At 60.6% G+C, this 25,075-nt stretch carries 27 protein-coding genes; 11 read left to right on the top strand and 16 right to left on the bottom strand.

From position 1 onward, the window contains the following. Positions 1 to 32: 32 nt before the first annotated feature. From ACODTD_RS28090 to ACODTD_RS28100, 3 genes are read right to left on the bottom strand one after another with little or no spacing between them, the layout of a single operon-like run. Complete coding sequence (locus ACODTD_RS28090; RefSeq protein ID WP_011335072.1) at positions 33 to 434, bottom strand: ExbD/TolR family protein; 402 nt, start codon at positions 432 to 434, stop codon at positions 33 to 35. Then, positions 434 to 1,138: a MotA/TolQ/ExbB proton channel family protein gene (locus ACODTD_RS28095; protein ID WP_285354423.1), complete on the bottom strand. Its 705-nt coding sequence runs from the start codon at positions 1,136 to 1,138 to the stop codon at positions 434 to 436. The genes ACODTD_RS28090 and ACODTD_RS28095 overlap by 1 nt, the downstream gene beginning before the upstream one ends. Positions 1,139 to 1,187: 49 nt before the next feature. Continuing rightward, entirely contained in the window at positions 1,188 to 2,006 is an 819-nt protein-coding gene (locus ACODTD_RS28100) for a TonB family protein (RefSeq protein WP_011335070.1), read from the bottom strand. A gap of 1,066 nt (positions 2,007 to 3,072) precedes the next feature. Between ACODTD_RS28100 and ACODTD_RS28105 the strand changes: the two genes are divergently transcribed. Further along, positions 3,073 to 3,696, top strand: a complete 624-nt coding sequence (locus ACODTD_RS28105) for a glutathione S-transferase N-terminal domain-containing protein (RefSeq protein WP_011335069.1) — start codon at positions 3,073 to 3,075, stop codon at positions 3,694 to 3,696. Here the strand turns inward: ACODTD_RS28105 and ACODTD_RS28110 are convergent, their stop codons facing one another. Further along, on the bottom strand, positions 3,697 to 4,137 hold the full coding sequence (locus ACODTD_RS28110) for a CBS domain-containing protein (RefSeq protein ID WP_011335068.1): 441 nt from the start codon (positions 4,135 to 4,137) through the stop codon (positions 3,697 to 3,699). It lies immediately after the preceding gene. A gap of 189 nt (positions 4,138 to 4,326) precedes the next feature. On the opposite strand from ACODTD_RS28110, the gene ACODTD_RS28115 reads away from it, so the two are divergent. Continuing rightward, a complete protein-coding gene (locus tag ACODTD_RS28115) occupies positions 4,327 to 6,687 on the top strand; it encodes a DNA polymerase II (RefSeq protein WP_181457895.1) in 2,361 nt (786 codons plus the stop codon). Here ACODTD_RS28115 and ACODTD_RS28120 read toward each other — a convergent pair. From ACODTD_RS28120 to ACODTD_RS28130, 3 genes are all read right to left on the bottom strand, one after another. Continuing rightward, positions 6,652 to 7,122, bottom strand: coding sequence for a DUF1810 domain-containing protein (locus tag ACODTD_RS28120; RefSeq protein WP_011335066.1), 471 nt, complete (start codon positions 7,120 to 7,122; stop codon positions 6,652 to 6,654). The two genes, ACODTD_RS28115 and ACODTD_RS28120, sit on opposite strands and share 36 nt — an antisense overlap. Positions 7,123 to 7,151: 29 nt before the next feature. After that, complete coding sequence (locus ACODTD_RS28125; RefSeq protein WP_489105417.1) at positions 7,152 to 7,973, bottom strand: aldo/keto reductase; 822 nt, start codon at positions 7,971 to 7,973, stop codon at positions 7,152 to 7,154. Between the two features lie 90 nt (positions 7,974 to 8,063). After that, entirely contained in the window at positions 8,064 to 9,212 is a 1,149-nt protein-coding gene (locus ACODTD_RS28130) for an aldose epimerase family protein (RefSeq protein WP_011335064.1), read from the bottom strand. Positions 9,213 to 9,459: 247 nt separating this feature from the next. On the opposite strand from ACODTD_RS28130, the gene ACODTD_RS28135 reads away from it, so the two are divergent. Together ACODTD_RS28135 and ACODTD_RS28140 are read left to right on the top strand one after the other, a co-directional pair. Then, entirely contained in the window at positions 9,460 to 10,209 is a 750-nt protein-coding gene (locus ACODTD_RS28135; RefSeq protein WP_011335063.1) for a hypothetical protein, read from the top strand. Between the two features lie 96 nt (positions 10,210 to 10,305). Then, on the top strand, positions 10,306 to 11,091 hold the full coding sequence (locus ACODTD_RS28140) for a sulfite exporter TauE/SafE family protein (RefSeq protein ID WP_011335062.1): 786 nt from the start codon (positions 10,306 to 10,308) through the stop codon (positions 11,089 to 11,091). Here the strand turns inward: ACODTD_RS28140 and ACODTD_RS28145 are convergent. Further along, positions 11,073 to 11,549, bottom strand: coding sequence for a GNAT family N-acetyltransferase (locus ACODTD_RS28145; protein ID WP_011335061.1), 477 nt, complete (start codon positions 11,547 to 11,549; stop codon positions 11,073 to 11,075). The genes ACODTD_RS28140 and ACODTD_RS28145 overlap by 19 nt on opposite strands. Before the next feature lie 210 nt (positions 11,550 to 11,759). On the opposite strand from ACODTD_RS28145, the gene ACODTD_RS28150 reads away from it, so the two are divergent. Further along, a complete protein-coding gene (locus tag ACODTD_RS28150) occupies positions 11,760 to 12,326 on the top strand; it encodes a DUF4174 domain-containing protein (RefSeq protein WP_201820113.1) in 567 nt (188 codons plus the stop codon). A 72-nt stretch (positions 12,327 to 12,398) separates the two neighbouring features. Here ACODTD_RS28150 and ampC read toward each other — a convergent pair whose 3' ends face one another. Beyond that, positions 12,399 to 13,565, bottom strand: a complete 1,167-nt coding sequence (ampC, locus tag ACODTD_RS28155) for a class C beta-lactamase (RefSeq protein WP_489105418.1) — start codon at positions 13,563 to 13,565, stop codon at positions 12,399 to 12,401. 160 nt (positions 13,566 to 13,725) lie between these two features. Between ampC and ACODTD_RS28160 the strand changes: the two genes are divergently transcribed. Then, positions 13,726 to 14,601 (top strand): LysR family transcriptional regulator, encoded by an 876-nt coding sequence (locus tag ACODTD_RS28160; RefSeq protein ID WP_011335055.1) that lies wholly within the window; start codon positions 13,726 to 13,728, stop codon positions 14,599 to 14,601. On the opposite strand, the gene gudD is transcribed toward ACODTD_RS28160, so the two are convergent. Continuing rightward, positions 14,598 to 15,941: a glucarate dehydratase gene (gene gudD / locus ACODTD_RS28165; protein WP_011335054.1), complete on the bottom strand. Its 1,344-nt coding sequence runs from the start codon at positions 15,939 to 15,941 to the stop codon at positions 14,598 to 14,600. The genes ACODTD_RS28160 and gudD overlap by 4 nt on opposite strands. Before the next feature lie 14 nt (positions 15,942 to 15,955). After that, positions 15,956 to 17,302, bottom strand: a complete 1,347-nt coding sequence (locus ACODTD_RS28170; protein ID WP_011335053.1) for an MFS transporter — start codon at positions 17,300 to 17,302, stop codon at positions 15,956 to 15,958. Between the two features lie 364 nt (positions 17,303 to 17,666). Here ACODTD_RS28170 and ACODTD_RS28175 point away from each other — a divergent pair, with 364 nt between their 5' ends. Then, a complete protein-coding gene (locus tag ACODTD_RS28175) occupies positions 17,667 to 18,380 on the top strand; it encodes a FadR/GntR family transcriptional regulator (RefSeq protein ID WP_011335052.1) in 714 nt (237 codons plus the stop codon). A 25-nt stretch (positions 18,381 to 18,405) separates the two neighbouring features. Here the strand turns inward: ACODTD_RS28175 and trhP are convergent, their stop codons facing one another. Further along, positions 18,406 to 19,734: a prephenate-dependent tRNA uridine(34) hydroxylase TrhP gene (gene trhP / locus ACODTD_RS28180; RefSeq protein ID WP_011335051.1), complete on the bottom strand. Its 1,329-nt coding sequence runs from the start codon at positions 19,732 to 19,734 to the stop codon at positions 18,406 to 18,408. Positions 19,735 to 19,890: 156 nt separating this feature from the next. Here trhP and ACODTD_RS28185 point away from each other — a divergent pair, with 156 nt between their 5' ends. Continuing rightward, complete coding sequence (locus ACODTD_RS28185; RefSeq protein ID WP_201820037.1) at positions 19,891 to 20,952, top strand: AI-2E family transporter; 1,062 nt, start codon at positions 19,891 to 19,893, stop codon at positions 20,950 to 20,952. On the opposite strand, the gene ACODTD_RS28190 is transcribed toward ACODTD_RS28185, so the two are convergent. The 3 genes from ACODTD_RS28190 to ACODTD_RS28200 all read right to left on the bottom strand — a co-directional run bounded on the left by ACODTD_RS28190 (position 20,949) and on the right by ACODTD_RS28200 (position 22,037). After that, a complete protein-coding gene (locus ACODTD_RS28190; protein ID WP_064380832.1) occupies positions 20,949 to 21,131 on the bottom strand; it encodes a hypothetical protein in 183 nt (60 codons plus the stop codon). The genes ACODTD_RS28185 and ACODTD_RS28190 overlap by 4 nt on opposite strands. Positions 21,132 to 21,233: 102 nt before the next feature. Then, positions 21,234 to 21,428 carry a hypothetical protein gene (locus ACODTD_RS28195; protein ID WP_007951579.1) on the bottom strand — a complete coding sequence of 65 codons (195 nt, stop codon included), beginning with the start codon at positions 21,426 to 21,428 and terminating at the stop codon, positions 21,234 to 21,236. 258 nt (positions 21,429 to 21,686) lie between these two features. After that, on the bottom strand, positions 21,687 to 22,037 hold the full coding sequence (locus tag ACODTD_RS28200) for a hypothetical protein (protein WP_007951578.1): 351 nt from the start codon (positions 22,035 to 22,037) through the stop codon (positions 21,687 to 21,689). A 254-nt stretch (positions 22,038 to 22,291) separates the two neighbouring features. Here ACODTD_RS28200 and ACODTD_RS28205 point away from each other — a divergent pair, with 254 nt between their 5' ends. Next, entirely contained in the window at positions 22,292 to 23,110 is an 819-nt protein-coding gene (locus ACODTD_RS28205; RefSeq protein ID WP_201820039.1) for a shikimate 5-dehydrogenase, read from the top strand. 97 nt (positions 23,111 to 23,207) lie between these two features. After that, complete coding sequence (locus ACODTD_RS28210; protein ID WP_011335048.1) at positions 23,208 to 23,726, top strand: cupin domain-containing protein; 519 nt, start codon at positions 23,208 to 23,210, stop codon at positions 23,724 to 23,726. Between the two features lie 16 nt (positions 23,727 to 23,742). Here the strand turns inward: ACODTD_RS28210 and ACODTD_RS28215 are convergent, their stop codons facing one another. Next, complete coding sequence (locus ACODTD_RS28215; protein WP_201820041.1) at positions 23,743 to 24,393, bottom strand: YceH family protein; 651 nt, start codon at positions 24,391 to 24,393, stop codon at positions 23,743 to 23,745. A gap of 126 nt (positions 24,394 to 24,519) precedes the next feature. Here ACODTD_RS28215 and ACODTD_RS28220 point away from each other — a divergent pair, with 126 nt between their 5' ends. Next, complete coding sequence (locus tag ACODTD_RS28220) at positions 24,520 to 25,029, top strand: DUF1993 domain-containing protein (protein ID WP_201820043.1); 510 nt, start codon at positions 24,520 to 24,522, stop codon at positions 25,027 to 25,029. The last annotated feature ends 46 nt before the right edge of the window (positions 25,030 to 25,075 follow it).

Consider the following 25,075-nt stretch of genomic DNA (forward strand, 5'->3'; position numbering starts at 1 on the left):
CCCCCCCCCCCCCCCCCCCCCCCCCACCGCCGTCAGCGGGTGGTCATCACCGATATCTTGGTGATGCCCGAGCGCTCGATGGACGCCATGGCTTTGGCGACCTGGCCGTAATTCACGGCGGAGTCGGCCTGCAGCTGCACGCGCACGTCAGCATCTTTGGCCTTGACTTCCTTGAGGCTGGCCTCCAGTGATTCCGGCGCCAGCTCGGTCTTGGCCAGGAAGAACTTGCCGTCCTGATCGACGCTGACCACCACCGGATCCTTCTTTTCGGCGGGGGCGACGGCGTCGGTTTTTGGCAGGTTGACCTTGATCGCGTTGGTCATCAGCGGTGCGGTGACGATGAACACCACCAGCAGCACGAGCATCACGTCCACCAGCGGCGTGACGTTCATTTCGCTGAGCACTTCATCGCTGTCTTGAGTGGAAAAGGACATCAGCTGGCCTCCCGCACGGCGGCCGTGGATTTGGCGATGGCCTGGCGGCTGATGGAGAAAGCGCTGCGCGAGGCGAGGGCGTCGAAGTCGTGGGCGAAGTCATCCATGTCCGCCGAGGCCAGCTTCAGGCGCCGCAGGAAGAAGTTGTAAATCAGCACCGCCGGCACCGCGACGGCAATCCCCACACCGGTTGCAATCAGCGCGTGGCCGATCGGCCCGGCCACGGTTTCCAGGCTGGCCGAGCCGCTGGCGCCGATGCTTTGCAGGGCTTCCATGATTCCCCACACGGTGCCGAACAGGCCAATGAACGGCGCGGTGCTGCCGATGCTGGCGAGGATCGCCTGGCCGTTTTCCAGCGAGCGACGCTCCTTCTGGATCTGCTGGCGCAGGTTGCGTTCCAGTCGATCGGAACGGTTGATGGTGTGCGCCAGTTGCTGGGTGGTGCGCGGGGATTCTTCCACCAGCAGGGCTTCGAAACCCCTGCTGGCGATCCGCGCCAGCGAGCCCGGATACTGGCTGGCGTGTTCGGCGGCGGTCAGCAGATCCGGCGCGCCCCAGAAGGCTTTGCTGAACTGCTTGTTCTGGGTTTTCTGGCGCAGGTATTGCGCCGACTTGACCAGCAGGATCGCCCAGCTGACCACGGAAAACAGCACCAGCCCCCAGAGCACGCCGGGGACAATCATCGAAGACAGAGAATCGTTCATGGCTACACCTCGCTTGCGTTAATCGGTTGTGAGTTCGGTTGTCGTGCCGTCATTGCGGCAATTTGAAATCGATGGTCTGGGTGGCGAAGCCGTCGATCGGTGTGTCGCCGCGTTTGGCCGGAATGAACTTCCAGGCCTTCACCGCTGCGACCGCCGCGTCATCCAGTTGCGGCTTGCCGCTGGATTTGGTCACCGTCACCGAGCCGGCGCGACCGTTGGCCAGCACCTGAATCCGCAGCACCACGCTGCCTTCCCAGTTGCGCCGCAGGGCCAGCGATGGGTATTCCGGCGGCGGGTTGCCGAGGCTGGCGAGACCGGAAATCGCCGCTGACTCTTTCACCGGGCCCGGTGCCGCCGCAGGTGCCGGAGGCGCGCTCGGGGTGGCCGGAGCGGCAGGCGCGGCCGGTTGCGCAGGGGCGGGCGGCGCTTTCGGCGGCTCGGCCTTTTTCACCGGTTTGGGTTTCTCGACCGGTTTCGGTTTTTCGATCGGCTTGGGTTTCTCCACCGGTTTGGGCGGCGGCTTGACCGCGTCCTCGTCTTCCACCGGTTGTTCTGGTTCGGGCGGTGGCGGTGGCGGGGGCGGCGGTTCCGGTGTCGGCGGGGCCGGCGGTGTCGGGCTGGTCAGCTCGACGGTCATTTCCGGAATTTCCGGCGGCGTGGGCAGCGGCTCGGCCCGCGCTTGCTGGAAAAACCACCAGGCGCCGCCGTGTATCAGCGCCGACACCGCCACCAGCAACAGCATCTGCTGTTTGTTCAGGCCGCCGGGCTGCGACGTGTTGGCCTTGTAGACGGGCCGACCCGCCACCGACGCAAGCGCTGCGTTCGGTACTGACCCCGGCGGCGTTCTGTGCTTTACCGCATCGTTCATTAAAGCTCCCTCGGGTGGATGAAGGGCAATAAGGTGCCGTTCGAACAACACAGCGTTGTTCGAGTGAGTGGTCGCAACTTTCATACGGGTGTGCAGAAGCCGATAGTTGAACTATCTATTGAACAGGGCTTGTGCAGCTTATTGCTTCAGTAACGTCGACTTCGATAGTTCATTGATCCGGTCCGTGGCTGTTCTTTTATGACTGAGTGGCGAATGTCATTCTTGCCCTCATGGTTGATGCAATAGCAACCGCTGTGCCAAACAGTAAACAAATGTGTAGCGGTTATTTCACGGATGATACGTATGTCGCATTTATATAAGTTTCATCAGGCACGCCGGTTTTCATGGGCGCATAACCTCCCGACAGCCCTGTTTTCAGGGCTTTTTTCAGGGCGAGACAGGCTTGGCGCGGTATCGCGCCGTTCAGCGAGATAGAGCGGCTGTTCTCGTGTCGGCCAGGACGCGTGATGGTGCGTGGCGGACTGATTTGGTGCGGGTCTGTGTTTTAGCGGGTCACAGGCGATGTTCCTTGTTTTTGTCTAAATAAAATCGGCTCTGGGTAATGATTGATAGTGCAGTTTTGGTGCGCTTTGGACATTAACGCCGAACAGCAAAAGTTGTATCGGTGTGCTGTCTGAAAGTTATTGTCGAACAATGTGTTCTTGCATTCATTAATGCAGCGCGCACGCAATGGCTTCTTGCGTGCTATTTAAAAAATAAATAGTGCAGGCGTTCAGGTAATAAAAGGAATGCACGGACTGTTCGGCGGGCGAACGCGGCGCAGGTAAATGGGCATCGAGAGAAGAGGGTGGCGCAGCAGATGAAGATTCACGCGGTGAACTCCTTGTTGCCAGCTCGGATACGCGAACTTTTGGTTCGGTATCGCACCTTACAAGAACGCGGATAGCGTTCGCTGATTGCTCTTGGTGCGGGATGGGCACCGCCAGCGCTGTTTTGCGAGATCAGGGATTCGCAAGCTGCCGATGAATGCGCAATCCGTGCCAAATTCGATACAACAGCTATAAATAGGGCCAGGCAGGATGCCTTTCGCAGTGGAGGAGGGGATATGTATCAGCTCTACGGACATCGCAATTCAGGGGCGGCGGCCATCGAGGCGGCGCTCGAGCTGTGCCAGGTGGCTTACCGCTTCATCGATATCGAGGCCAGTGCGGAAGCGGCCCAGGAGCTGGCGCGGCTCAATCCGCTCAAACAGATCCCGACCCTGCAACTGCCGGACGGCAGTGTCATCACCGAAAGTGCGGCGATTTTGATTCATCTGGGGCAAAGCTTTGCGCAATCCGGCCTGCTGCCGGCCAACGGCGCTGACCGCGATCAGGCGATTCGGGGCCTGGTGTACATCGTCAGCAATTGTTATGCGGCCATCGGGATCATTGATTACCCGGAACGCTGGCTGGTGATGCCGGACGAGGCCTCGCGACAGAATCTGATGGCGGGTGCGCGGGAACGACTGCACTGGAGCTGGGAGGTGTTTGCCGACCAGTTCTCCGCCGAGCTGTACCTGGACGATGAAACACCGGGCGCACTGGACGTGCTGGCGGCGGTGGTCACGCGCTGGGCCGGTGCCCGCGAACACCTGCGTCAGGCCCGACCCGGTTTCCATGCGTGGCTGCAGCGCATTGACCGACACCCGGTGCTGGCGCCGGTCTTTGCGCGACATTGGCCCGGCTGATCACTCTCCGCGAATGTACTGCTCCAGCTGTTTGATCAGCTCGGCCTGCTCGGCAATCGCTTCCTTGACCAGGTCGCCGATCGACAGCAGGCCGATCAGCTTGCCGTTCTCCACCACCGGCAAGTGACGCAGGCGTTTGTCGGACATGATGCCAAGGCAAGTGTCGACGGTCTGGTGGGTGTCCACCGTGATCACGTTAGCCACCATGATGTCGCGCACCGGCGTGCCCACCGAGGAGCGCCCGTGCAGCACCAGTTTGCGCGCGTAATCACGCTCGCTGATGATGCCCACCACGTTGTCGTCTTCCACCACGAGCAGGGCGCCGACGTTCTTCTCGGCCATTTTCATCAGCGCTTCGAGCACCATGTGATCGGGTTTGATCTGGTGCACTTCCTGATTTTTCGGATCTTTGAGCTTGAGCAGCTGGGCGACGGTTTTCATGGCGGTTACTCAGGTGTTGTCGTTGTTCTCCAAGCATCGTAGACGCAGGCGCGCAGGGCAAGGCCGCAAAACGGCAGATAACACGCAAAAAACGTCATTTGACCGGGTTTTTCATGGCGAGGCCTTTGTCACGGGTTACGGCAATGCCGCGTAGAATGCCCGTCTGAATCAATTCCTGAGGTTGCAGTGGTGGATTTACAGCAGGGCTTCGTCCTGACCCGGCATTGGCGCGACACCCCGGCCGGCACCGAAGTCGAGTTCTGGCTGGCGACCGACGCCGGGCCGCGCCGTGTGCGCCTGCCGCATCAGCCGTCGGTGGCATTCATCCCTGCGGCGCAGCGCGAGCAGGCCGAGCGGGTGCTGGCGGACGAAAAGAACGTCGAACTGCGTCCCCTGGCTTTGCAGGATTTCGAGCATCGCCCGGTGCTCGGTCTGTACTGCCAGCAACACGGTCAGTTGATGCGCCTCGAAACCGCGCTCAACCGCCACAGTGTCGATGTCTTCGAAGCCGATGTGCGACCACCCGAGCGCTACCTGATGGAGCGTTTCATCACCGCGCCTGTCTGGTTCAGCGGCACGCCCGATGCCGATGGCGTGTTGCTCGACGCCCACCTCAAGCCTGCCCCCGACTATCGTCCGCAACTGCGGCTGGTCTCGCTGGACATCGAAACCACCGAGCAGGGCGAGTTGTATTCCATCGCGCTGGAGGGCTGCGGCGAGCGGCAGGTGTACATGCTCGGCGCACCGAATGGCGATGCCAGCATCGTCGATTTCGATCTCGAGTACTGCGAATCGCGCACCTTGATCCTCAAGAAGCTCAACGACTGGTTCGCCCGTCACGACCCCGACGCGATCATCGGCTGGAACCTCGTGCAGTTCGATCTGCGCATCCTCCACGAACACGCCCGACGCCTCGGCGTGCCGCTCAAGCTCGGGCGAGGCGGCGAGGAAATGCAGTGGCGCGAACACGGCAGCCGCAATCACTACTTCGCTGCAGCGGCGGGACGGTTGATCATCGACGGCATCGAATCCCTGCGTTCGGCGACCTGGAGCTTTCCGTCGTTCAGCCTGGAAAACGTCGCCCAGACCCTGCTCGGCGAGGGCAAGTCGATCGACAACCCGTACCAGCGCATGGACGAGATCAACCGCATGTTCGCCGAGGACAAACCGGCGCTGGCCAAGTACAACCTCAAGGACTGCGAACTGGTCACGCGGATCTTCGCCAAGACCGAGCTGCTGAAATTTTTACTGGAGCGCGCCAGCGTCACCGGCCTGCCGGCGGATCGCAGCGGCGGCTCGGTGGCGGCATTCACGCATTTGTATATGCCGCTGATGCACCGCCAGGGTTTTGTGGCGCCGAACCTTGGCACCAATCCGCCGCAGGCCAGCCCCGGCGGGTTTGTCATGGACTCGCGACCGGGGCTTTACGAATCGGTGCTGGTGCTCGACTACAAGAGTCTTTACCCGTCGATCATTCGTACCTTTCTGATTGATCCGGTGGGGTTGATCGAAGGCTTGCAGCATCCGGATGACAGCGACTCGGTGCCGGGCTTTCGCGGTGCGCGTTTTTCCCGAACCCGGCATTGCCTGCCGTCCATCGTCGCCCGGGTCGCCGAGGGCCGCGAGACCGCCAAGCGCGAGCACAACGCGCCGCTGTCCCAGGCGCTGAAGATCATCATGAACGCCTTCTACGGCGTGCTCGGTTCCAGTGGTTGCCGGTTTTTCGATACGCGACTGGCGTCTTCGATCACCCTGCGCGGCCACGAAATCATGCTGCGCACTCGACAGCTGATCGAGGCTCAGGGGCATGCGGTGATTTATGGCGATACCGACTCGACCTTCGTCTGGCTGCGTCGCCCCCACGGTCAGGAAGAAGCGGCGCAAATCGGTCGGGCCTTGGTGCAGCACGTCAACGATTGGTGGCGCGAGCATGTGCGTGAGCAATACGGTCTGGAAAGCGCCCTCGAATTGCAGTTCGAAACTCACTACAAGCGCTTTTTGATGCCGACGATTCGCGGCGCCGAGGAGGGCAGCAAAAAGCGCTACGCCGGCCTGGTGACCCGCGCCGACGGCAGCGAAGAAATGGTCTACAAAGGCCTGGAAACCGTGCGCACCGACTGGTCGCTGCTGGCCCGGCAATTTCAGCAGGAGTTGTACGAGCGGATCTTCCAGCGCAAGCCGTATCAGGATTACGTGCGCGAGTATGTGCGCAAGACCCTGGCCGGCGAGTTCGACGAGCGACTGGTCTATCGCAAGCGCCTGCGCCGGACTCTCGATGACTACGAACGCAACGTGCCGCCTCATGTTCGTGCCGCACGGTTGGCCGACGATTACAACGCGCAACACGGTCGCCCGCGGCAATACCAGAACGGTGGCTGGATCAGCTACGTCATCACCCTGGCCGGGCCCGAGCCGCTGGAAGTGCGTCGCGCCGCCATCGACTACGACCACTACATCACCCGCCAGCTGCAACCGGTGGCGGATGCGATCCTGCCGTTTGTCGACGACGATTTTTCAACCCTGATCGGGGGGCAACTGGGCCTGTTTTGAGTCCAGCAGTTGCAGGGTCCATTCGTCCTGAATACCGTGGAAATAACGCTCCAGCGCCTGATGCCAGAGGCTGTCGTCGTCAGCGAACTGGGCGAACAGGGTCATCGATGAGTGGAATTTCAGGTCGTCCGGGTGGCCGAAAATTTCGGCAATCGAGCGTTGCTGTACGTTCAGCACCAGCTGCGTGCAGGTCCGCAGCCGGGCGCCGAGCAACGGGTGGTCGAGATAGGCGCGGGTTTCCGGCGCCGAGTTGATCGCGAAGCGCCGCGACATCTCGCTGCCGCCGAGCCCGGCGAACTGCGGGAACACGAACCACATCCAGTGGCTGCGCTTGCGGCCCTCGTCGAGCTCGCGCTGAACCCGTTCGAACACCGGGTCCTGGGCGAGCACGAAGCGTTGCAGGTTGAATGGATCGTCCTGATCAGTGCTTCTCATGGCGAAGCCCTCTGTCAGTCGGCGGTGGCTCAGACCATGGCCAGCCGCTGCTTGCGTTGTGGCGCATGAAACACCTGGTCCAGCGCCGCCAGATCCCCGCCATCGAGTGGCAGCTGCGCCGCTTGTGCATTGAGCTGCACGTGTTCCGGGCGCACGGCCTTGGGAATCGCAATCAGCCCATCCTGACGCAGAATCCACGCCAGCGAAACCTGCGCCGGGGTCACGCCGTGACGAGCGGCAATCTGTTTCAGCACCGGCTCGGCCAGCATCGCGCCGCCCTGGCCGATCGGGCAGTACGCCATCAACGGCATGCGCTGCTGTTGGCACCACGGCAGCAGGTCGAATTCGATACCGCGCTCTTCCAGGTTGTACAGCACCTGATTGGTGGCGCAGGCCGAATGCGACAGTTCTTCGAGATCGTCGACGTCGAAGTTCGAGACGCCCCAGCGACCGATCTTGCCGTCCTCGCGCAGACGTTCGATCGCCTCGACGGTTTCTTCCAGCGGATACTGGCCGCGCCAATGCAGCAGATAGAGGTCGATGTAATCGGTGTCGAGCCGGCGCAGGCTACGCTCGCAGGCCTGGGGAATGCCTTGGCGGCTGGCGTTGTGCGGGTAGACCTTGCTCACCAGAAACACTTGATCGCGCAGGCCGGCAATGGCTTCGCCGACGACGGTTTCGGCACCGCCTTCACCGTACATTTCCGCAGTGTCGATCAAGGTCATCCCCAGTTCGATGCCACTGCGCAGGGCCGCCACTTCACGCTTGTGCGCCGAACGGTCTTCGCCCATGCGCCAGGTGCCCTGGCCAATCACCGGCACCTGCACGCCAGCCAATTCGAGGGTACGCATTCAAACCTCCTTTCTGAAAGGGTCGATACCTTGGGTGGGCAGCAGAATAGCCCACGGGTTCCGTCCGGTTCCAGAAAGGAGGTCAGGTGCTTACTTGGCGGAGAACTTCAACACCACGCTCTGGGTGTAGGTCTGGCCGGGATCGAGGCGGGTACTCGGGAAGTTCGGCTGGTTCGGCGAGTCCGGATAATGCTGGGTTTCCAGAGTGAACGCTCCCCAGTGCGGATAGACCTTGCCACCCTTGCCCTTGACCGTGCCGTCGAGGAAGTTGCTGGTGTAGAACTGCACGCCCGGTTCGTTGGTGTACAGCTGCAAGTGGCGACCGGATTGCGGGTCGCTGACTTCGGCGGCGAGTTTGCTGACGTCACCCTTGGTGTCCAGCGCCCAGTTGAAATCGAAGCCGCCTTGTTTCTCCTCAGCGAATTTCAACTGCGGATGGTCGGCCTTGATGTGCTGGCCGATGGCGGTCGGTTTGGTGAAGTCCATCGGTGTGCCGGCCACGGGCGCCAGTTCGCCGGTCGGGATCAGCTTGGCGGTGACCGGGGTGTAATGGCTGGCGTGCAGGGTGGCGACTTGCTTGAGGATGTCGCCATTGCCGGCGCCGGCAAGGTTGAAGTAGCTGTGGTTGGTCAGGTTGAGCACAGTGGGTTTGTCGGTGCTGGCCTTGTAGTCGATGCGCAGCTCGTTAGAGTCGGTAAGGCGGTAGGTCACCTCGGTGGTGAGGTTGCCGGGGAAACCCATTTCACCATCCGCCGACAGATAGGTCAGGGTCACGCCGACCGAATCCTTGTCTTTGGTTTCCTTCGCCTTCCAGACCTTTTTGTCGAAGCCCTGAGTGCCGCCGTGCAAGGCGTTGGTCTTGTCGTTCTGCGGCACTTGATAGCGCTTGCCGTCGAGTTCGAATGCGCCGTCGGCCAGGCGATTGCCGAAGCGGCCGATGGTTGCGCCGAAGTACGCGGTGCCTTTCTGATAACCCTGCACATCATCGAAACCGAGGACGATGTCGTCGAGCTTGCCGTGCTTGTCCGGCACTTGCAGCGCCTGCAAGGTCGCGCCGTAGGTGATGACCGTGGCTTGCATGCCGTGGCTGTTGCGCAGGATGTATTGCTCGACCGGCGTGCCGTCATTGGTTTTGCCGAAGGCTTTGTGTTCGCTGGTCAGGCCGGCGGCCTGGGCGGAGAGGGTGGCGATCATCAGGGACAGTCCGAGGCCGCAGAGTGAGTGTCGGGATTGAAGCATGGGTTGACCTTCCTTTTTGTTGTTGTTTTGAAAATCGATAAATAGTCATGCTAATTATGGTGTTAATGAAGGTTTATAGCGGATTTAGCATTTATTGCAAAAATAAAGTCCGACTAAATGAAAAAGGCAACCAGCACCGAAGGTCGGGAATCCACCCTGGCACCGCACTTTTGCGAAATCCCCGGCTCTATCCATGGCCAGGTTGCGGTGACTTCCGCTGCACAGGAACGTGTCCGTCAAAGAATTCATGCCGAGAGTTTTGCACCCAATCGCTGCATTCATTCATCGCCCGTGCCTGCTGCTGGCCTGCCTGTCGACGCTGCTGTTCGGCGGTTGCAGCCATCAGGACGGCAACAATTTCATCAGCCAGATGCGCGAGGGCAGGCCTCAGGAATTTCTCCAGACCAGCGTCGACCGCATGGCTACGCTGGCGATGCGCGACAACCTCGACAGCCTCTATCGCTTGATGGGCAAGTTGTATTTGCGTAACCCGGAAGAACTGCGCAAATCCGGTTTTCTCGACATTCGCACGGCGGTCAAGCAGGTGCGACTGGCCATCGAGCAACAGCAACCCTTGCCGACCCTCGGCGGCAAAAAGGATCTGGCAGCGCTGAGCTATGCCATGAGCCCGGAATTCCTCGGCGACCGGGTCGGCGCGTTCATCTATGCGATCGGCAGCATGCTGGTCACCGCCCACGGCAACCGCACCGAGTTCTACATGACCGATGCGATCAACCCGACCTTCGTCAACAACGCCGCGCGCAACATCGAGAAAGCCACTTGGATCCTCGCCCAGCGGCAGAACAAGGATGGCCAGCCGCTGCTGTTTTCCAATGAGATTTCCGAGGAGGGCAGCAACCTGAGTTTCGCCACGGAGTTCGGCAAAGTCGTGGCGCGTCTGGATCTGCTGACCCAGATGCTCGACGAGCGCTACCGGCGCATCGGACTGAATTACGCCCAGAGCCTGCTGTTTTTGAATTTTTTGCCCGTGCAGTGAAATGGCATAACGATAGATCCGATCGATATAGGGCGTTATAAGAAAACTGGTTATGCTGCGGGCCGGATTTTTCCTGTGGTTTGTCTGGACGTCTTAATGGAATTGGCAAATTTCGGCCTGGTGATTGCCGGGCTGGTGGTGGGGTTCATCGTCGGCATGACCGGTGTCGGCGGCGGTTCGTTGATGACGCCGATCCTGCTGTGGTTCGGCATCAATCCGGCCACGGCGGTGGGCACGGATCTGCTGTACGCGGCCATCACCAAATCCAGTGGCGTGCTGGTGCACAGGAAGAACAAGAACATCGACTGGGCCATCACCGGCTGGCTGACCCTGGGCAGTGTTCCGGCGGTGGCGATGACCTTGTGGTTCCTCAGCACCTTGCACACCGCCCCGGACGCGATGAACGCCATCATCAAGCAAGCGCTGGGCTTCGTGCTGTTCGCCACGGCGCTGGCGATTCTGTTCAAGAAGCGCCTGCTGGAATTCGCCCATAAACGCGCCGGCGGCAACTACAACCCCAGCGGTGCGCGCCTGAATGTCATGACCGTGATCACCGGTCTGATCCTCGGCACCATGGTCGCCCTGACCTCCATCGGCGCCGGCGCCCTCGGCACCGTCGCACTGTTCATCCTCTATCCGCTGCTGCCGACCCGCCGCCTGGTCGGCACCGAAATCGCCCACGCCGTACCGCTGACCCTGGTCGCCGGCCTCGGCCACGCGAGCATGGGCAACATGGATTGGGGCGTGCTGGGCTTTCTGTTGGTCGGCTCGCTGCCGGGCATCTGGCTCGGCAGCCACCTGACCGGCCGCGTCTCCGATGAACTGCTGCGCCCGTGCCTGGCGACGATGCTGGTGTTGATCGGTTACAAGCTGGCGTTCTGATCAAGCGCCCGTTTCATCACCGTCACCGGCAATCCGTCGTACTCCGTTTCTTCCAGCACCTCCCAACCCAGCCGCGCATACAGCGACTGCGCGGCATCGGTGTACAGGTACAACTGCGGCACGCCCAGTGCGGCAGCTTCCTCGACGATGCGGTTGACCAGTTGCGAGGCGATGCCGCGACCACGCTGTTCGGCCTTCACGTAGACCCCGGCCAGCCACGGCGTCAATTGCGGACGGGCATCCATATCGCTGTCGATCAGCAGCGCACCGCCGAGCAGTTTTCCGTCTTCGATCGCCACCACCACGCTGGGAATCGCACCTTTGCCGCAGGCGGCGCGCATACGTTCGGTGCGGCTGGCGAGGGTGTCTTCGGGTTTGTATTGGCCCCATTCCTTGAAGTTGAGTTCAGCCAGTTCCTCGATCAGTTGCGGGTGATGGCAGAGGTAGTCGATGTGCATGCGCGTTGAACTCCATTTCACAGGTTGAACAGCCACCCTAATGCGGTCATAAAAGGTAATCAAATGCGCGACATGATCGCGCCCGACCGGTTGCGCAAAATCGGTGCTGACCTAAGCTTTGGGCAAGGCGAAACACTTTTGCCGGGCAGCCCCCGGAACAATCGCCGCGATGCGCAATCATTAGAGCGTGGATATCAAAAGGAGATGCGCATGCTCATCAGGTCACTGACCCTGACACTCTTGCTGGCGATTGCCGGCCCCCTGTTCGCCGCCGACGGCGATTCCCCTCTGGACGTCGACAAGGGCATCAACCGCCCGGTGATCGTGATCGCTTCCAGTACGGTCGATTCTTATTGGGTCAGCCTGAAAAAAGCGCTGGACGACCCGGCCAACAAACAAGGCATCGCCGACCGCAAGATCAAGGTTTACACCATCCTGAGCATGAGCGGTCAGGTCGATGGCAAAAGCCTCGAGCAGCAGCAAACCATGGCGCTGCTGCGCTCGCTGAAGCTGGGCGCCGGGGCGTATCCGAAAGTCTTCCTGGTGGGCAAGGATGGCGAGACCAAACTGACGGCTTCGGGGGATGAAGCGGCGGCGGTCGATCTGAAGAAAATCTTCGACACGATTGATGCGTTGCCTGCCGCCGAGAAAGAAACCACTTCCACCGTGGTCACGGCCCCGGCTGCTGCAGAACCGGCACCGGCCAAGGGTGCGAAAGGGACTAAGCCGGTAAAGCCGACGAAACCGGCCAAGCCGCCGGAAATGCCGGATGATTGATGTTCTGATTCAGGGGTGATCAGAAAAGAAAAACGGGCGACCTTCTCAGGTCGCCCGTTTTTTATGGCGTGGTTACCGGGTCAATTCACCCAGAATCTTGTGCGCAATCTTCACCCGCTCTCCATTCGGGTAATTGCGGTTCGCCAGAATCACGATCCCGACTTTCTTCGACGGCACGAATGCGACGTAGGCGCCGTAACCCCCGGTGGAACCGGTCTTGTTCAGCAGCACGTTCGCCGGTTCAGGCTGTGGCGGATTCAGCCATTTGACCTTGTGCGCATCCATGGCCATTGGCGTCGAGTTGCCGTCCAGCAGGCGGTCGAGGCTGATCGGGTAGGCGTAGCGTTCCCAGCCCAGGCCCTGGGTCATGTCGCCGACGGTGTAGTATCCGGTGTGGGTGAGGGCGATGGCTTTTTGCAGAGGCGTTTCGAGTTTGGCGGTGTCGAGGTTGGCCTGGACGTATTGCAGCAGGTCGGCGGCGCTGGTTTTCACGCCGTAGGCTTCGGAATCGAGGGCGCCGGGGCTGACTCGAATCGGTTTGTTGTTCTTGTCATAGCCTTGGGCGTAGAGCTTTTGTTCAGACGCGGGCACCGACAGGAAGGTGTGCTTGAGCCCGAGTTTCGGCAGCAGGGTTTCGGTCATGACCTGATTGAACGGCTGACCGAGGCTTTTTGCGGCCAGGTAGCCGAACAGGCCGATGCTCGGGTTGGAATACAAGCGATGGCTGCCGGCCGGATACGTCGGTTTCCACTGTTGGTAATAGCCGAGCATCTTGTCGGCAGAATCCGCAGCATCCGGGAATTGCAGCGGCAGCCCCCCGGCGCTGTACGTGCCCAGTTGCAGCAGGCTGATGTGGTCGAAGGCGCTGCCTTTCAGTTCGGGCCAGTGCTGGCTGGCCTTGTCGGAGAGTTGCAGTTTGCCGCTGGCCTGGGCGTAGGCGGCGAGGATCGCGGTGAAGGTTTTGCTTACCGAGCCGATTTCGAACAGGGTGTTTTCACTCACTGCCTGCCCGGTGCTTTTGTCGGCGACACCGTAGTTAAAGTAATGCGCCTTGCCATTGACGGTCACGGCTACGGCCAGTCCCGCGATGTCCTGTTGCTGCATGACCGGGGTCACGGTGGCCTTGACCAGCGCCTGTAACTGATCGTCGGTTTGTGGGGCTGCCAGACAGGTGGCGGCGCTGAAGAAAAGTCCGAAAGCGCTGTAGGACTTGAGTTTTCTCAGGTTGGTCGAAGACATGTTTGAACCACTCTCCATGAGTGTTGATGGTGTTATCCCGCTACACTGCGAGCGTTTTTTCATTGGGCTGCTGATCGGCGCCGCCAAATCTAGGCAGTCCGCTGTCTTTCGACAAACGATGAAAATTCGGACGAGCCATTAGAAAAATTTGGGACTTGGCATGATTCGACCTCAATTGCCCTTGAATGCGTTACGTGCCTTCGAAGCCTCTGCGCGTCATTTGAGCTTTACTCGCGCCGCCGTGGAGTTGTGCGTGACCCAGGCGGCCGTCAGCCATCAGGTCAAAAGTCTGGAAGCGCAACTCGGCGTGATCCTGTTCAAACGCCTGCCCCGTGGGTTGATGCTGACCGGCGAAGGCGAAACCCTGCTGCCGGTGCTGACCACGTCATTCGATCATATCGCGCAGATGCTCGAGCGTCTGGCGGGCGGGCAATATCGGGAAATGCTCACGGTCGGCGCGGTGGGCACTTTCGCGGTGGGCTGGTTGTTGCCGAGGCTGGCGGATTTTCAGGCGAAACATCCGCTCATAGATTTGCGGCTGTCGACCAACAACAATCGGGTGGACGTGGCCGCCGAAGGGCTGGATTACGCGATCCGGTTTGGCGCCGGGGCGTGGCACGGTATCGAGGCGACCCGTTTGCTGGAGGCGCCGTTGTCGGTGCTTTGCGTGCCGGAAATCGCCCGGCAACTGCACACGCCGGGGGATCTTTTGCAGCAGCGTTTGCTGCGTTCCTATCGCACCGATGAGTGGCCGGAGTGGTTTCATGCGGCCGGTCTTGCGACCCATGCCGCGCCGCCCCAGAGCATCGTGTTCGACTCGTCGCTGGCGATGATGGAGGCGGCGTTGCAGGGCGGCGGGGTGGCACTGGCGCCGCCGTTGATGTTTGCCCGGCAACTGGCGGCGGATCTGATCCGCCAACCCTTTGCCATTGAAATCACCACCGGCAGCTATTGGCTGACGCGCTTGCAGTCACGGCCGGAGACGTCGGCGATGGCGGCGTTCAGGCACTGGTTGCTGGAGGTTGCGCAGGCCTAGCGCACCAGACATGGCTTCTTGTTATCGAACGTCCAGCCCGGAATCAGAAACTGCATCGCCACACTGTCATCCCGCGCGCCGAGCCCCATGCCTTTATAGAGTTCGTGGGCCTTGGCCACCTGATCCATGTCCAGTTCCACGCCCAGCCCCGGCTTCTTCGGCATCTGCACACAACCGTTGACGATTTGCAGCGGTGCCTTGGTCAGGCGCTGGCCGTCCTGCCAGATCCAGTGGGTGTCGATGGCGGTGATGTCGCCCGGCGCGGCGGCCGCGACGTGGGTGAACATCGCCAGGGAAATGTCGAAGTGGTTGTTGGAGTGCGAGCCCCAGGTCAGGCCCCATTCGTGGCACATCTGCGCCACGCGCACCGAACCCTGCATGGTCCAGAAATGCGGGTCGGCGAGCGGGATGTCCACCGACTGCAACTGGATTGCGTGACCCATTTCGCGCCAGTCGGTGGCGATCATGTTGGTGGCGGTTTTCAGCCCGGTGGCGCGACGGAACTCGGCCATCACTTCACGTCCCGAATAACCGTTTTCTGCACCGCACGGGTCTTCGGCGTAAGCGAGTACATGATGCTGATCGCGGCACAGACGGATCGCTTCTTTCAGTGACCACGCGCCGTTCGGATCAAGGGTGATGCGGGCGTCGGGGAAGCGTTCGGCCAGTGCGGTCACTGCTTCGATTTCCGCATCGCCGCTAAGTACGCCGCCCTTGAGCTTGAAGTCCTTGAACCCATAACGCGCGTGCGCAGCCTCGGCCAGACGGACCACGGCGTCGGCGGTCATGGCTTTCTCGTGACGCACGCGGAACCAGTCGTTGTCGGCATCCGGTTCGCTGCGGTATGCGAGGTCGGTCTCCCGGCGATCGCCCACGTAGAACAGATAACCGAGCATCTTCACTTCATCGCGTTGCTGACCTTCGCCGAGCAATGCGGCCACCGGCACGTCGAGGTGCTGGCCGAGCAGGTCGAGCAGGGCGGCTTCCAGGCCGGTGACCGCGTGAATGGTGATGCGCAGGTCGAAGGTTTGCAGGCCACGGCCTCCGGCGTCGCGGTCGGCGAAAGTCTGGCGTACCTGGTTGAGGATCTTCTGGTAGGTGCCGATCGGGCTGCCGACCACTAGGCTGCGGGCGTCTTCTAGGGTCTGACGGATACGTTCGCCGCCGGGCACTTCACCGACCCCGGTGTGGCCGGCGTTGTCCTTGAGGATGACGATGTTGCGGGTGAAAAACGGCCCGTGGGCGCCGCTCAGGTTGAGCAGCATGCCGTCGTGGCCGGCGACCGGGATGACTTGCATCTCGGTGATGATCGGGGCTTTGGCGATGTCGTGTGCGGTCATTTGGGATTGTCCTTTCAAGCGTGTTTCGGCGCGGCATCGGCCACGGCGACGTCAGGGGCGGATTTGGGTGTCATGCGGGCGGCGAACACGATGATCGCGGCAATGATCGAGGTCGCGGCCAGGCCATAGAGGCCGCCCTGGATCGAACCGGTGTGTTGTTCCAGCAAGCCGAATGTGGTCGGAGCGACGAAACCGCCGAGGTTGCCCACCGAGTTGATCAACGCGATGACGGCAGCGGCGATCCGCGCATCGAGATAGGCCTGCGGGATCGGCCAGAACAGCGAGGACGCGGATTTGAAACCCAGCGCAGCAAAGCAGATTGCGACAAAAGCGAAGATCGGCCCGCCGGTGGTGGACATGAACATCCCCGCAGCGGCGATCAGCAATGCAGTGGCGACCCACGCCTGCTGGTGTTTCCACTTCGCCGAGAACGAGGCGAACGCGTACATGCCGATGATCGACAGCAACCACGGAATCGAGTTGAACAGGCCGACCTGGAAGTCACTCATTTCGCCCATCTTCTTGATGATGCTCGGCAGCCAGAACGTCGCGGCGTAGATCGTCAATTGAATGAAGAAGTAGATCAGGCAGAACAGGATGATCTGGCGATCCTTGAGCAGTTTGCCCAGCGACGGCCGGATCGGGGTCGCAGCTTCGCGGGCCTTCTGCTCATCGTCGATGGCTTTGACCAGTGCATCCTGCTCGGCGCGGGTCAGCCATTTCGCATCGTGAGGTTTGGCGTCGAGCCAGAACCAGACGAATACGCACAGGCCGACCGAGAACATCCCTTCAATGAAATACATCCACTGCCAGCCGTGCATGCCGAGACCTTCGATCTGCAGCAACAGACCAGACAACGGGCCGGAAATCAGCGAGGCCACGGCCGAACCGCTCAAGAAAATCGCAATCGCCTTGCCGCGTTCGGCCCCCGGCAACCAGCGGGTGAAGTAGTAGATCACCCCGGGAAAGAACCCGGCCTCGGCCACGCCGAGCAGAAAACGCAGGATGTAGAAGTGGGTTTCGTTCTGGATGAACGCCATGCCGGCGGCGACCAGGCCCCAGGTGAGCATGATGCGGGTCAGCCAGATTCGCGCGCCGACCTTTTGCAGCAACATGTTGGAAGGGACTTCGAACAGCGCGTAACCGATGAAGAACAGACCGGCACCGAAACCGTAGGCCGCGGCACCGATGCCGAGGTCGTGTTCCATGTGGGTACGGACGAAACCGATGTTCACCCGGTCAATGTAATTGACGATGAACATGATGACGAACAGCGGCAGGACGTGGCGTTTGACTTTGGCAATGGCGGAGGACAGCACCGAATCGGCGCCCTCGTTCATCCCGGCGATGGATGATTTCACTTGGTTTTCTCCCACTCGTTATTTTTATGCGGGGTGTGTCTGGTGTTGCGTTGTTGATAGACATCATACAACTAGATTTTTTTGTCCTACAAGCGGGAGTGCTCAATCAAATTTGTCTACGGGGAGCGGTTTTTATGCTTTTTCAGATTTTAAATCCCGTTTTTGTTGGGTTTTATAGAGGTTCTATCAGGTGTGATGTAGAGTTTTACGCCAGTGATCGTGGAGTAATTGCCCGGCGAAATGGAAGAATGTCTGTCTAAAATTGAGTGTTGTCATACAAGCTGAATCCCGGAATTCATAGGAGCTCATACAAGTCATTGCCGCCAGTGCTACGATCGGTCTGCCCCGATCACCGGAACCGACCATGCAAGACGACATCGACGCCCCCGCCCGCAAACGCGCGCACAACCTGGCCCATGACCTGGTGGAAAAACTGACCCAGAGCATCCTGCTCGGTCAGATGCTGCCCGGTGACAAGTTGCCGTCGGAAAACTCGATCGTTCAGGAACACGGCGTCAGCCGCACCGTCGTGCGCGAGGCGATTTCCAAATTGCAGGCGTCGGGGCTGGTGGAGACGCGGCACGGCATCGGCACGTTCGTGATCGAACGCGCACAGGAGCAGGGGTTGCGACTGAATGTCGACACCGCGCTGGGGGTGCGCAGCATTCTCGAATTGCGCATGGGGCTGGAGACGCAAGCGGCGGCGCTGGCCGCGCAGCGCCGCACCGAACAGCAGCTGGAGCAGATGCGTCAGGCACTCGATGACTATCAGCGTCTATTGGCCAACAACGACAGCTGCGTTGAAGCCGACCGGCGCTTCCACCTGTTGATTGCCGAAGCCACCGGCAATGTCTGCTTCACCGAAATTATGCAGCACTTGGGCAGCGCAATGATTCCGCGCACTCGGGTCAACGCGGCCGAGCGCGGGGCGGTGGATTTGAGCAAGCTCGGGCAACTGGCGAACCTGGAACATGAGGCGATTTTCAACGCAATCAAACGCCAGGATTCGGAAGCGGCGCGTGCGGCGATGTGGCTGCACCTGAGCAATAGTCGCGACCGGTTTTCGGCTCAGGGGTAAACCAAAGGAATAACGCGGAGCTTTCTCAGTCCTTATCCACATCGCGCATCAATAACCCGAACCGCAGATCCACCGCATCCGGAATCGGCAGATACACCGTGTGCCCGTCCCCCGGCGCCACGTCGATGGCTTCGCCTTTAAGGTTCTGCAGTTCATGCAGATCAAAATGGAAATTGCCCTTGGGCGTCATCAGTTCCAGATGATCGCCCACGGCAAAGCGGTTCTTCACCTTGACCTCGGCCAGACGATCCCGCCGCTCGCCGGTCAGTTCGCCCACAAACTGCTGACGCTCCGACACTGAGCTGCCGTTCTGATAGTTCTGGTATTCGTCGTGCACATGGCGGCGCAGGAAGCCTTCGGTGTAACCGCGCTGAGCGAGGGATTCCAGATCGGTCATCAGGCTGCGGTCGAATTCGCGGCCGGCCGCCGCATCGTCGATGGCCCGGCGATAGACCTGGGTGGTACGCGCGCAATAGAAGTGCGATTTGGTCCGGCCTTCGATCTTCAGTGAGTGCACGCCCATGCGGGTCAGGCGTTCGACGTGCTGCACGGCGCGCAGGTCCTTGGCGTTCATGATGTAGGTGCCGTGTTCGTCTTCGAAGGCCGGCATCAGCTCGCCGGGACGGTTGGCTTCCTGCAACAGGAAGACCTGATCGGTGGGGGCGCCGAGGCCGAGGGTCGGTTGCGGTTCGAAGGTCTGCACGATTTCGCCGAGATGGTTTTCGCTGGCTTCCTGCGCCGAGTATTTCCAGCGGCAGGCATTGGTGCAGGTGCCCTGATTGGCGTCGCGCTTGTTCATGTAACCCGAGAGCAGGCAGCGGCCGGAGTAGGCCATGCACAGCGCGCCGTGGACGAACACTTCCAGTTCCATGCCCGGCACTTGCTCGCGGATTTCGCCGATTTCTTCCAGCGACAATTCACGGGACAGGATGATCCGGCTCAAGCCCAGTTGTTGCCAGAATTCGACGCTCGCCCAGTTCACCGTGTTGGCCTGCACCGACAGGTGGATCGGCATCTGCGGGAAGTGCCGGCGCACCAGCATGATCAGGCCCGGGTCGGACATGATCAGCGCGTCCGGCGCCATCTCGATCACCGGCGCCAGGTCCTTGAGGAAGGTTTTCAGCTTGGCGTTGTGCGGCGCGATGTTGACCACCACGTAGAAGCGCTTGCCCTGGGCCTGGGCTTCACGAATGCCGAGCGCCAGGTTGGCGTGATCGAACTCGTTGTTGCGCACCCGCAGGCTGTAGCGCGGCTGGCCGGCATACACCGCATCGGCCCCGTAGGCGAAGGCGTAGCGCATGTTTTTCAGGGTGCCGGCGGGGGCGAGCAGTTCGGGGGTGAAGGAGGTCGTCATGGCGGCGTCGGTCGCAAAAGCGCGGCAGGGTAGAGCAGTTGCGCCGAGGGTTTATTGATCTGGATCTATGCTCCATGAAGAAACAGGGCACTCGCGCTGACGCTGGCTGACTAAACGGGACGGGCGCGGGTGGCGCCTGACTGACCTGGACCGGACATGAACCAAAAGAGTCTGCAATTCAAATCCCTCACCGTGCTGTTGTTTCTGGTGACGGTCGCCTTTATCTGGATCCTGCTGCCGTTCTACGGCGCGGTTTTCTGGGCGGTGATCCTCGGCATCCTGTTCGCACCGATGCAGCGCCAGTTGCAACTGAAATTCGGCTGGCAACGCAATCTCACATCCCTTTGTACCTTGAGCATCTGCCTGGTGATCGCGATCTTGCCGGTGATCGTCCTCAGTGTGCTGCTGGTGCAGGAAGGGGCGACGCTCTACGACAATATCGAAAGCGGCAAGCTCGATATCGGCGCCTATCTGGCGCAGTTCAAGCACAGCCTGCCGCCTTACTTTCAGCACCTGCTCGACCGCTTCGGCATGGGCGAGCTCAATGCCTTGCGCGAGAAGATCGTCAAGGCCGCCATGCAGGGCAGTCAGGTGCTGGCAAGCCAGGCGTTCAGTTTCGGCCAGGGCACGTTCGAATTCGTGGTGAGTTTTTTCATCATGTTGTACCTGTTGTTTTTCTTCCTGCGCGACGGCGCCGAACTGGCGCGCAAGGTGCGCACAGCGATACCGCTGGAGGAGCATCACAAGCGTCGCTTGCAGTTGAAATTCAATCGCGTGGTACGCGCCACGGTGAAGGGCAATCTGCTGGTGGCGATCACTCAAGGTGCGCTGGGCGGGGCGATTTTCTGGTTTCTCGACATTCCCAGCGCGTTGCTCTGGGCGGTTCTGATGGCGTTTCTGTCGTTGCTACCGGCGGTGGGCGCCGGGATTGTCTGGGTGCCGGTCGCCATTTACTTCCTGCTCAGCGGGATGATCTGGCAGGGCGTGGTGCTGGGATTGTTCGGGGTATTCGTCATCGGTCTGGTGGACAACCTGCTGCGCCCGATCCTGGTGGGCAAAGACACCCGGATGCCGGACTACATGATCCTGATCTCGACCCTGGGCGGGCTGGCGGTGTTCGGCCTCAACGGTTTCGTGATCGGGCCGCTGATCGCGGCGCTGTTCATGTCGAGTTGGGCGCTGTTCATCGAAAGCAAGCCGAAAGTGCAGCTGCCTTAAGCCTTGAACGGGCCGTTGAGCAGTTGCTGCGACAGCGCCTGCGCCGCTGGCAGGGATGTGAGCGGGCCGCTGACCGGCTCGCCGTCGCGCACCAGATACCAGCAGGCGAGCAGGCCCAGTTCTCTGAGCGAGGCGGGTACGGCGCTGCCGATAACGGACATGATTTGAACCTGAGCCATGAAAAGTACCTCCATCAATCGATGGGGCTACCTTAGGCAATTGGCCGTTTCAGGGACAATCAACGCTTTCGATAGTGGTCATTGACGCCAGTGAGGACTGGCTCAATCCACCACTTGATCGAGCATGTGCACGATTTCGTGTTCGTTGAGAAAACCCTTGCGCACCAGGTTTTCCGCCAGCAGCGAGAGAAATTTCGCGGTGCGGTGGCCTTCCAGGTGCTTGAGTTCGGTCAGGGCGTTGTAGACCTTGCTCGAGGTGCATAAGCCGACGATGCGGTGCGGATTCTGTGTTGGCATTCAAGTCGTCCTTGTTGTTATCAACCTGTTGTATGCGGACGGATTCAGAGTGCGGTTCCGTCATGACAAATAGATGACCGTTTGTGTTTTGCCCCCGACGGTCGAGTCCATCATGCCGACTTTAACGGTTCAAACTGTCCCCACAGCGACCTTGGCGAGATTTTTTCAGACCTTGGCCGACGGACGGTTGGCTTTTCCGCCGGCAGTAATATGCGCGCAAGAAAAAGCCCCGCTATCAAGCGGGGCTTCGTGTACCGGTTACCAGCGCGGGCCACCGTAGTAGTGTGGCCGACCGTAATAACCGCGCGGCGGGCCGTAATACACCGGGGCCGGTTGGACGTAGACCGGTTGCTGCACATAGACCGGGGCCGGCTGATAGTAGACCGGTGGCGGCGGTTGCTGCACATAGACCGGAGCCGGTTGAGCGTAAACAGGCTGTTGGACGTACACCGGCCGATCCTGGTTGATGAGCGCCGAGCCGATGATGGCCGAGCCGACGATCGCACCAAATACCGCCGGGCCCTGCCAGCCACCGCCGTGGGCTTCTGCCTGACCCGTGATCGCGAATGCACCAATCAACAAGGCCACGATGGGGAGTTTACGAATCATGATAATTCCTCGGTTCTTCGACCCGGCGTCCGGACCTGCAACAGGCCCGGAATGGCGCGGGGATACTTCTAAGACAGCAACATTTTGAAAAACAGCACGGCCGCTGGGTAAATTTTGTGTAAGGTCTGTACCGGTTTGTTTACCGGACTTCTGCCATCGGCTGTGATGCCCGGAACAGACCGCCTTATGATCGTTCAGAACCCGATGGCCTGGCTAATCCCGTCCATCCGAAAGTGCATTCGAAGGAGCCTCCCATGCAGATGAACCCCAACAAAGACACCCAATTGTGCATGTCCCTGTCTGGGCGTCCCGGGAATTTCGGTCTGCGTTTTCATAACCATTTGTATGAACAACTGGGCCTGAATTTCTACTACAAGGCATTCAGCAGCCAGGACCTGCCCGGTGCGGTCGGCGGGATCCGCGCACTGGGGATTCGCGGTTGCGGCGTGTCGATGCCGTTCAAGGAAGCCAGCATTGCGCTGGTCGATGAGCTGGATGCGTCGGCGGCAGCGATTCAGTCGATCAACACCATCGTCAACACCAACGGCCATCTCAAGGCCTACAACACCGATTACATTGCCATCGCCCAGTTGCTGGAAACCCACGCGGTGCCCAAGGACACGACTTTCGCCCTGCGCGGCAGCGGCGGTATGGCCAAGGCGGTGGCGAGTGCCTTGCGCGATGGCGGTTACAAAAACGGTTTGATCGTCGCCCGCAACGAGCGCGCCGGCCGTGCGCTGGCGGATTCTTTGGGTTATCGCTGGCAGGCAGAACTGGGTGACGAGCGCCCGCGGATGCTGATCAACGTCACGCCGGTGGGGATGGACGGTGGCCCGGAAGCAGGGCAGCTTTCCTTTGACGTGGATGTGATCAAGTCTGCCGACACCGTGTTCGATGTGGTGGCGATCCCCTCGGAAACCCCGCTGATCGTGCGCGGTCGTGCCGAAGGCAAAAAAGTGATCACCGGGCTGGAAGTGATCGCGATCCAGGCGCTGGAGCAGTTCGTGCTGTACACCGGCGTGCGGCCGACGGTCGAGCAGTTCGATGCGGCGGTGGCGTTCGCCCGCAGTTGATAGCGCCTGAACAACGGTGAATCCGCCCGGATTTGCCGTTGCCTATACTGCCGGATCAGCAAGCACAGACTTGCCCTTCACAAAAGCCGAGGTTTGCATGCATCCGCCCATTCTCAACCTGAATGACGTCGAACTCGAACCGCTTCCAGAATCATTGGCTCCCGAGGGTGAAACCGCCGGGCGATATCAGCAACGGTTCGCCCGGGTCGGCCAGCAATTGGGCGCGCAGAAGCTCGGTTATCGGCTGTATGCGCTGCCACCGGGCATGCGTGGCAGTCCGTTTCACAGTCATCGGGTGAATGAGGAAATGTTTTACGTGGTGGCCGGGGAAGGGGAAGTGCGCCTGGGTGCCGAACGTTTCCCGATCCGCGCCGGCGACGTGATCGCCTGCCCGCCGGGCGGCCCTGAAGCGGCGCATCAAATCATCAACACCAGTGCTGCGGAACTGCGCTATCTGGCCGTCAGCACCCAGCAGCAACCGGAAATCTGCGAGTACCCGGACTCGAACAAATACGCGGTGATGGACAACTTCAATGTCGATGCCGAAGGCAATGCCTCGGGATTCGTCGCGGTGGCGCGGCAGTCGGACGGGGTGGATTACTGGGACGGCGAATAACGCCGCCCCGACGCGCTTATTCTTCGAGGCGGGCCAGACGCTCTTCCAGCGCCGCAATCCGCGCTTCCAGCTCTTCGATGCGCTCCACTGACACGCCGCTGGCCGTGCCGCGATCACTCGGGTTCTGCCGCGCCGCGATAATCGCCTCGATGTCCGCCGGATCGCCCAGTGCATGGGTGTAACGATCTTCGCGCTGGCCGGCCTGACGCGGAATCAACACCGCCAGCTCCCGTGCGATCAGACGTTCCAACTGATGCACCACTTGTTCGGCGTCTTCGAATTCATGCATGCGACCGCTGCGGGTCAGCAGTTCGTTGACGGTCTGCGGGCCGCGCAAGAACATCAACCCGGTCAGAATCAATTGCGCCGGCACCAGTTCCAGCGCCTTGTCGACCTTGTGCTCCCAGCGGTCGGCGCGACTGCCCATCACCAGTTTGGCGAAACCACGGCTTTCGAGGGCGCGCAGGCTCTGGCCGACCTGGCCCTGGGTCAGGGTCATCACCGGTTCGCGGCTGGTTTTCTGGTTGCAGGCCAATACCAGCGCATTGAGGGTCAACGGATAGGTTTCCGGGCTGGTGGCCTGTTTCTCGATCAGCGAACCCAGAATGCGGATTTCCGTGGCGTTGAGCCGGGGTTCGTTGGTGGCGGTTTCAAGTTCTGTGGTCATCGCGCGTTCCCTCTGCAGTCGAAGGCGCCTAGCCTAATCCTTGCTGGATAAAAGACAAGCCGCGCCGCCATGCGAGCATGGCTATAATCGCCCCCACGATTCACCCAGCCACCACGTGAGACTGCCATGACCATTTCCCTGTACGCCGCATCCGTCCCGGTTTTCCAACAAATGCTCAACGCCGTGAGCGATGTGCTGAAAAAGGCTGAAGCCCACGCCACCGAGAAAAACATCGACCCGAACGCCTTCCTGCAAGCGCGTCTGTACCCGGACATGTTTCCGCTGGTGCGTCAAGTGCAGATCGCCGTGGACTTCGCCAAGGGCGTGTCCTCGCGTCTGGCCGAAATCGAAATCCCGAAATATGACGACACCGAAACCACCTTCGTCGAGCTGCAAGCGCTGATCGCCAAGGTTCTGGCCTTCATCGGCGAGATCAAGCCAGAGCAGATCAATGGCAAGGAAGGCATCGAGATCGTGACTCGCCCGGGCACCCCGAAAGAGAAGCGCTTCAGCGGCCAGGCTTACCTGTTGAGCTACGGCTTGCCGCAGTTCTTCTTCCACGTCACCACCACCTACGCCCTGCTGCGTCACAACGGTGTGGAAGTGGGCAAGCGCGATTACATGGGCGCGTTCTAAAACGTTCTGTAACAAAAAGCCCGCCAAGGTTTGCGCCTTGGCGGGC

It is taken from the genome of Pseudomonas sp. FG35, assembly GCF_057809295.1.

Coding starts and splice junctions, on each gene's coding strand:
- ACODTD_RS28100 (WP_011335070.1), bottom strand. CDS start 2,006: ATGAACGATGCGGTAAAGCACAGAACGCCGCCGGGGTCAGTACCGAAC.
- ACODTD_RS28125 (WP_489105417.1), bottom strand. CDS start 7,973: ATGCGTACCCTCGAATTGGCTGGCGTGCAGGTGCCGGTGATTGGCCAG.
- ACODTD_RS28150 (WP_201820113.1), top strand. CDS start 11,760: ATGCTCATCAGGTCACTGACCCTGACACTCTTGCTGGCGATTGCCGGC.
- ACODTD_RS28175 (WP_011335052.1), top strand. CDS start 17,667: ATGCAAGACGACATCGACGCCCCCGCCCGCAAACGCGCGCACAACCTG.
- ACODTD_RS28195 (WP_007951579.1), bottom strand. CDS start 21,428: ATGCCAACACAGAATCCGCACCGCATCGTCGGCTTATGCACCTCGAGC.
- ACODTD_RS28140 (WP_011335062.1), top strand. CDS start 10,306: ATGGAATTGGCAAATTTCGGCCTGGTGATTGCCGGGCTGGTGGTGGGG.
- ACODTD_RS28135 (WP_011335063.1), top strand. CDS start 9,460: ATGCCGAGAGTTTTGCACCCAATCGCTGCATTCATTCATCGCCCGTGC.
- ACODTD_RS28160 (WP_011335055.1), top strand. CDS start 13,726: ATGATTCGACCTCAATTGCCCTTGAATGCGTTACGTGCCTTCGAAGCC.
- ampC (WP_489105418.1), bottom strand. CDS start 13,565: ATGTCTTCGACCAACCTGAGAAAACTCAAGTCCTACAGCGCTTTCGGA.
- ACODTD_RS28215 (WP_201820041.1), bottom strand. CDS start 24,393: ATGACCACAGAACTTGAAACCGCCACCAACGAACCCCGGCTCAACGCC.
- ACODTD_RS28145 (WP_011335061.1), bottom strand. CDS start 11,549: ATGCACATCGACTACCTCTGCCATCACCCGCAACTGATCGAGGAACTG.
- ACODTD_RS28105 (WP_011335069.1), top strand. CDS start 3,073: ATGTATCAGCTCTACGGACATCGCAATTCAGGGGCGGCGGCCATCGAG.
- gudD (WP_011335054.1), bottom strand. CDS start 15,941: ATGACCGCACACGACATCGCCAAAGCCCCGATCATCACCGAGATGCAA.
- ACODTD_RS28185 (WP_201820037.1), top strand. CDS start 19,891: ATGAACCAAAAGAGTCTGCAATTCAAATCCCTCACCGTGCTGTTGTTT.
- ACODTD_RS28130 (WP_011335064.1), bottom strand. CDS start 9,212: ATGCTTCAATCCCGACACTCACTCTGCGGCCTCGGACTGTCCCTGATG.
- ACODTD_RS28110 (WP_011335068.1), bottom strand. CDS start 4,137: ATGAAAACCGTCGCCCAGCTGCTCAAGCTCAAAGATCCGAAAAATCAG.
- trhP (WP_011335051.1), bottom strand. CDS start 19,734: ATGACGACCTCCTTCACCCCCGAACTGCTCGCCCCCGCCGGCACCCTG.
- ACODTD_RS28220 (WP_201820043.1), top strand. CDS start 24,520: ATGACCATTTCCCTGTACGCCGCATCCGTCCCGGTTTTCCAACAAATG.
- ACODTD_RS28120 (WP_011335066.1), bottom strand. CDS start 7,122: ATGAGAAGCACTGATCAGGACGATCCATTCAACCTGCAACGCTTCGTG.
- ACODTD_RS28205 (WP_201820039.1), top strand. CDS start 22,292: ATGCAGATGAACCCCAACAAAGACACCCAATTGTGCATGTCCCTGTCT.
- ACODTD_RS28090 (WP_011335072.1), bottom strand. CDS start 434: ATGTCCTTTTCCACTCAAGACAGCGATGAAGTGCTCAGCGAAATGAAC.
- ACODTD_RS28190 (WP_064380832.1), bottom strand. CDS start 21,131: ATGGCTCAGGTTCAAATCATGTCCGTTATCGGCAGCGCCGTACCCGCC.
- ACODTD_RS28095 (WP_285354423.1), bottom strand. CDS start 1,138: ATGAACGATTCTCTGTCTTCGATGATTGTCCCCGGCGTGCTCTGGGGG.
- ACODTD_RS28210 (WP_011335048.1), top strand. CDS start 23,208: ATGCATCCGCCCATTCTCAACCTGAATGACGTCGAACTCGAACCGCTT.
- ACODTD_RS28200 (WP_007951578.1), bottom strand. CDS start 22,037: ATGATTCGTAAACTCCCCATCGTGGCCTTGTTGATTGGTGCATTCGCG.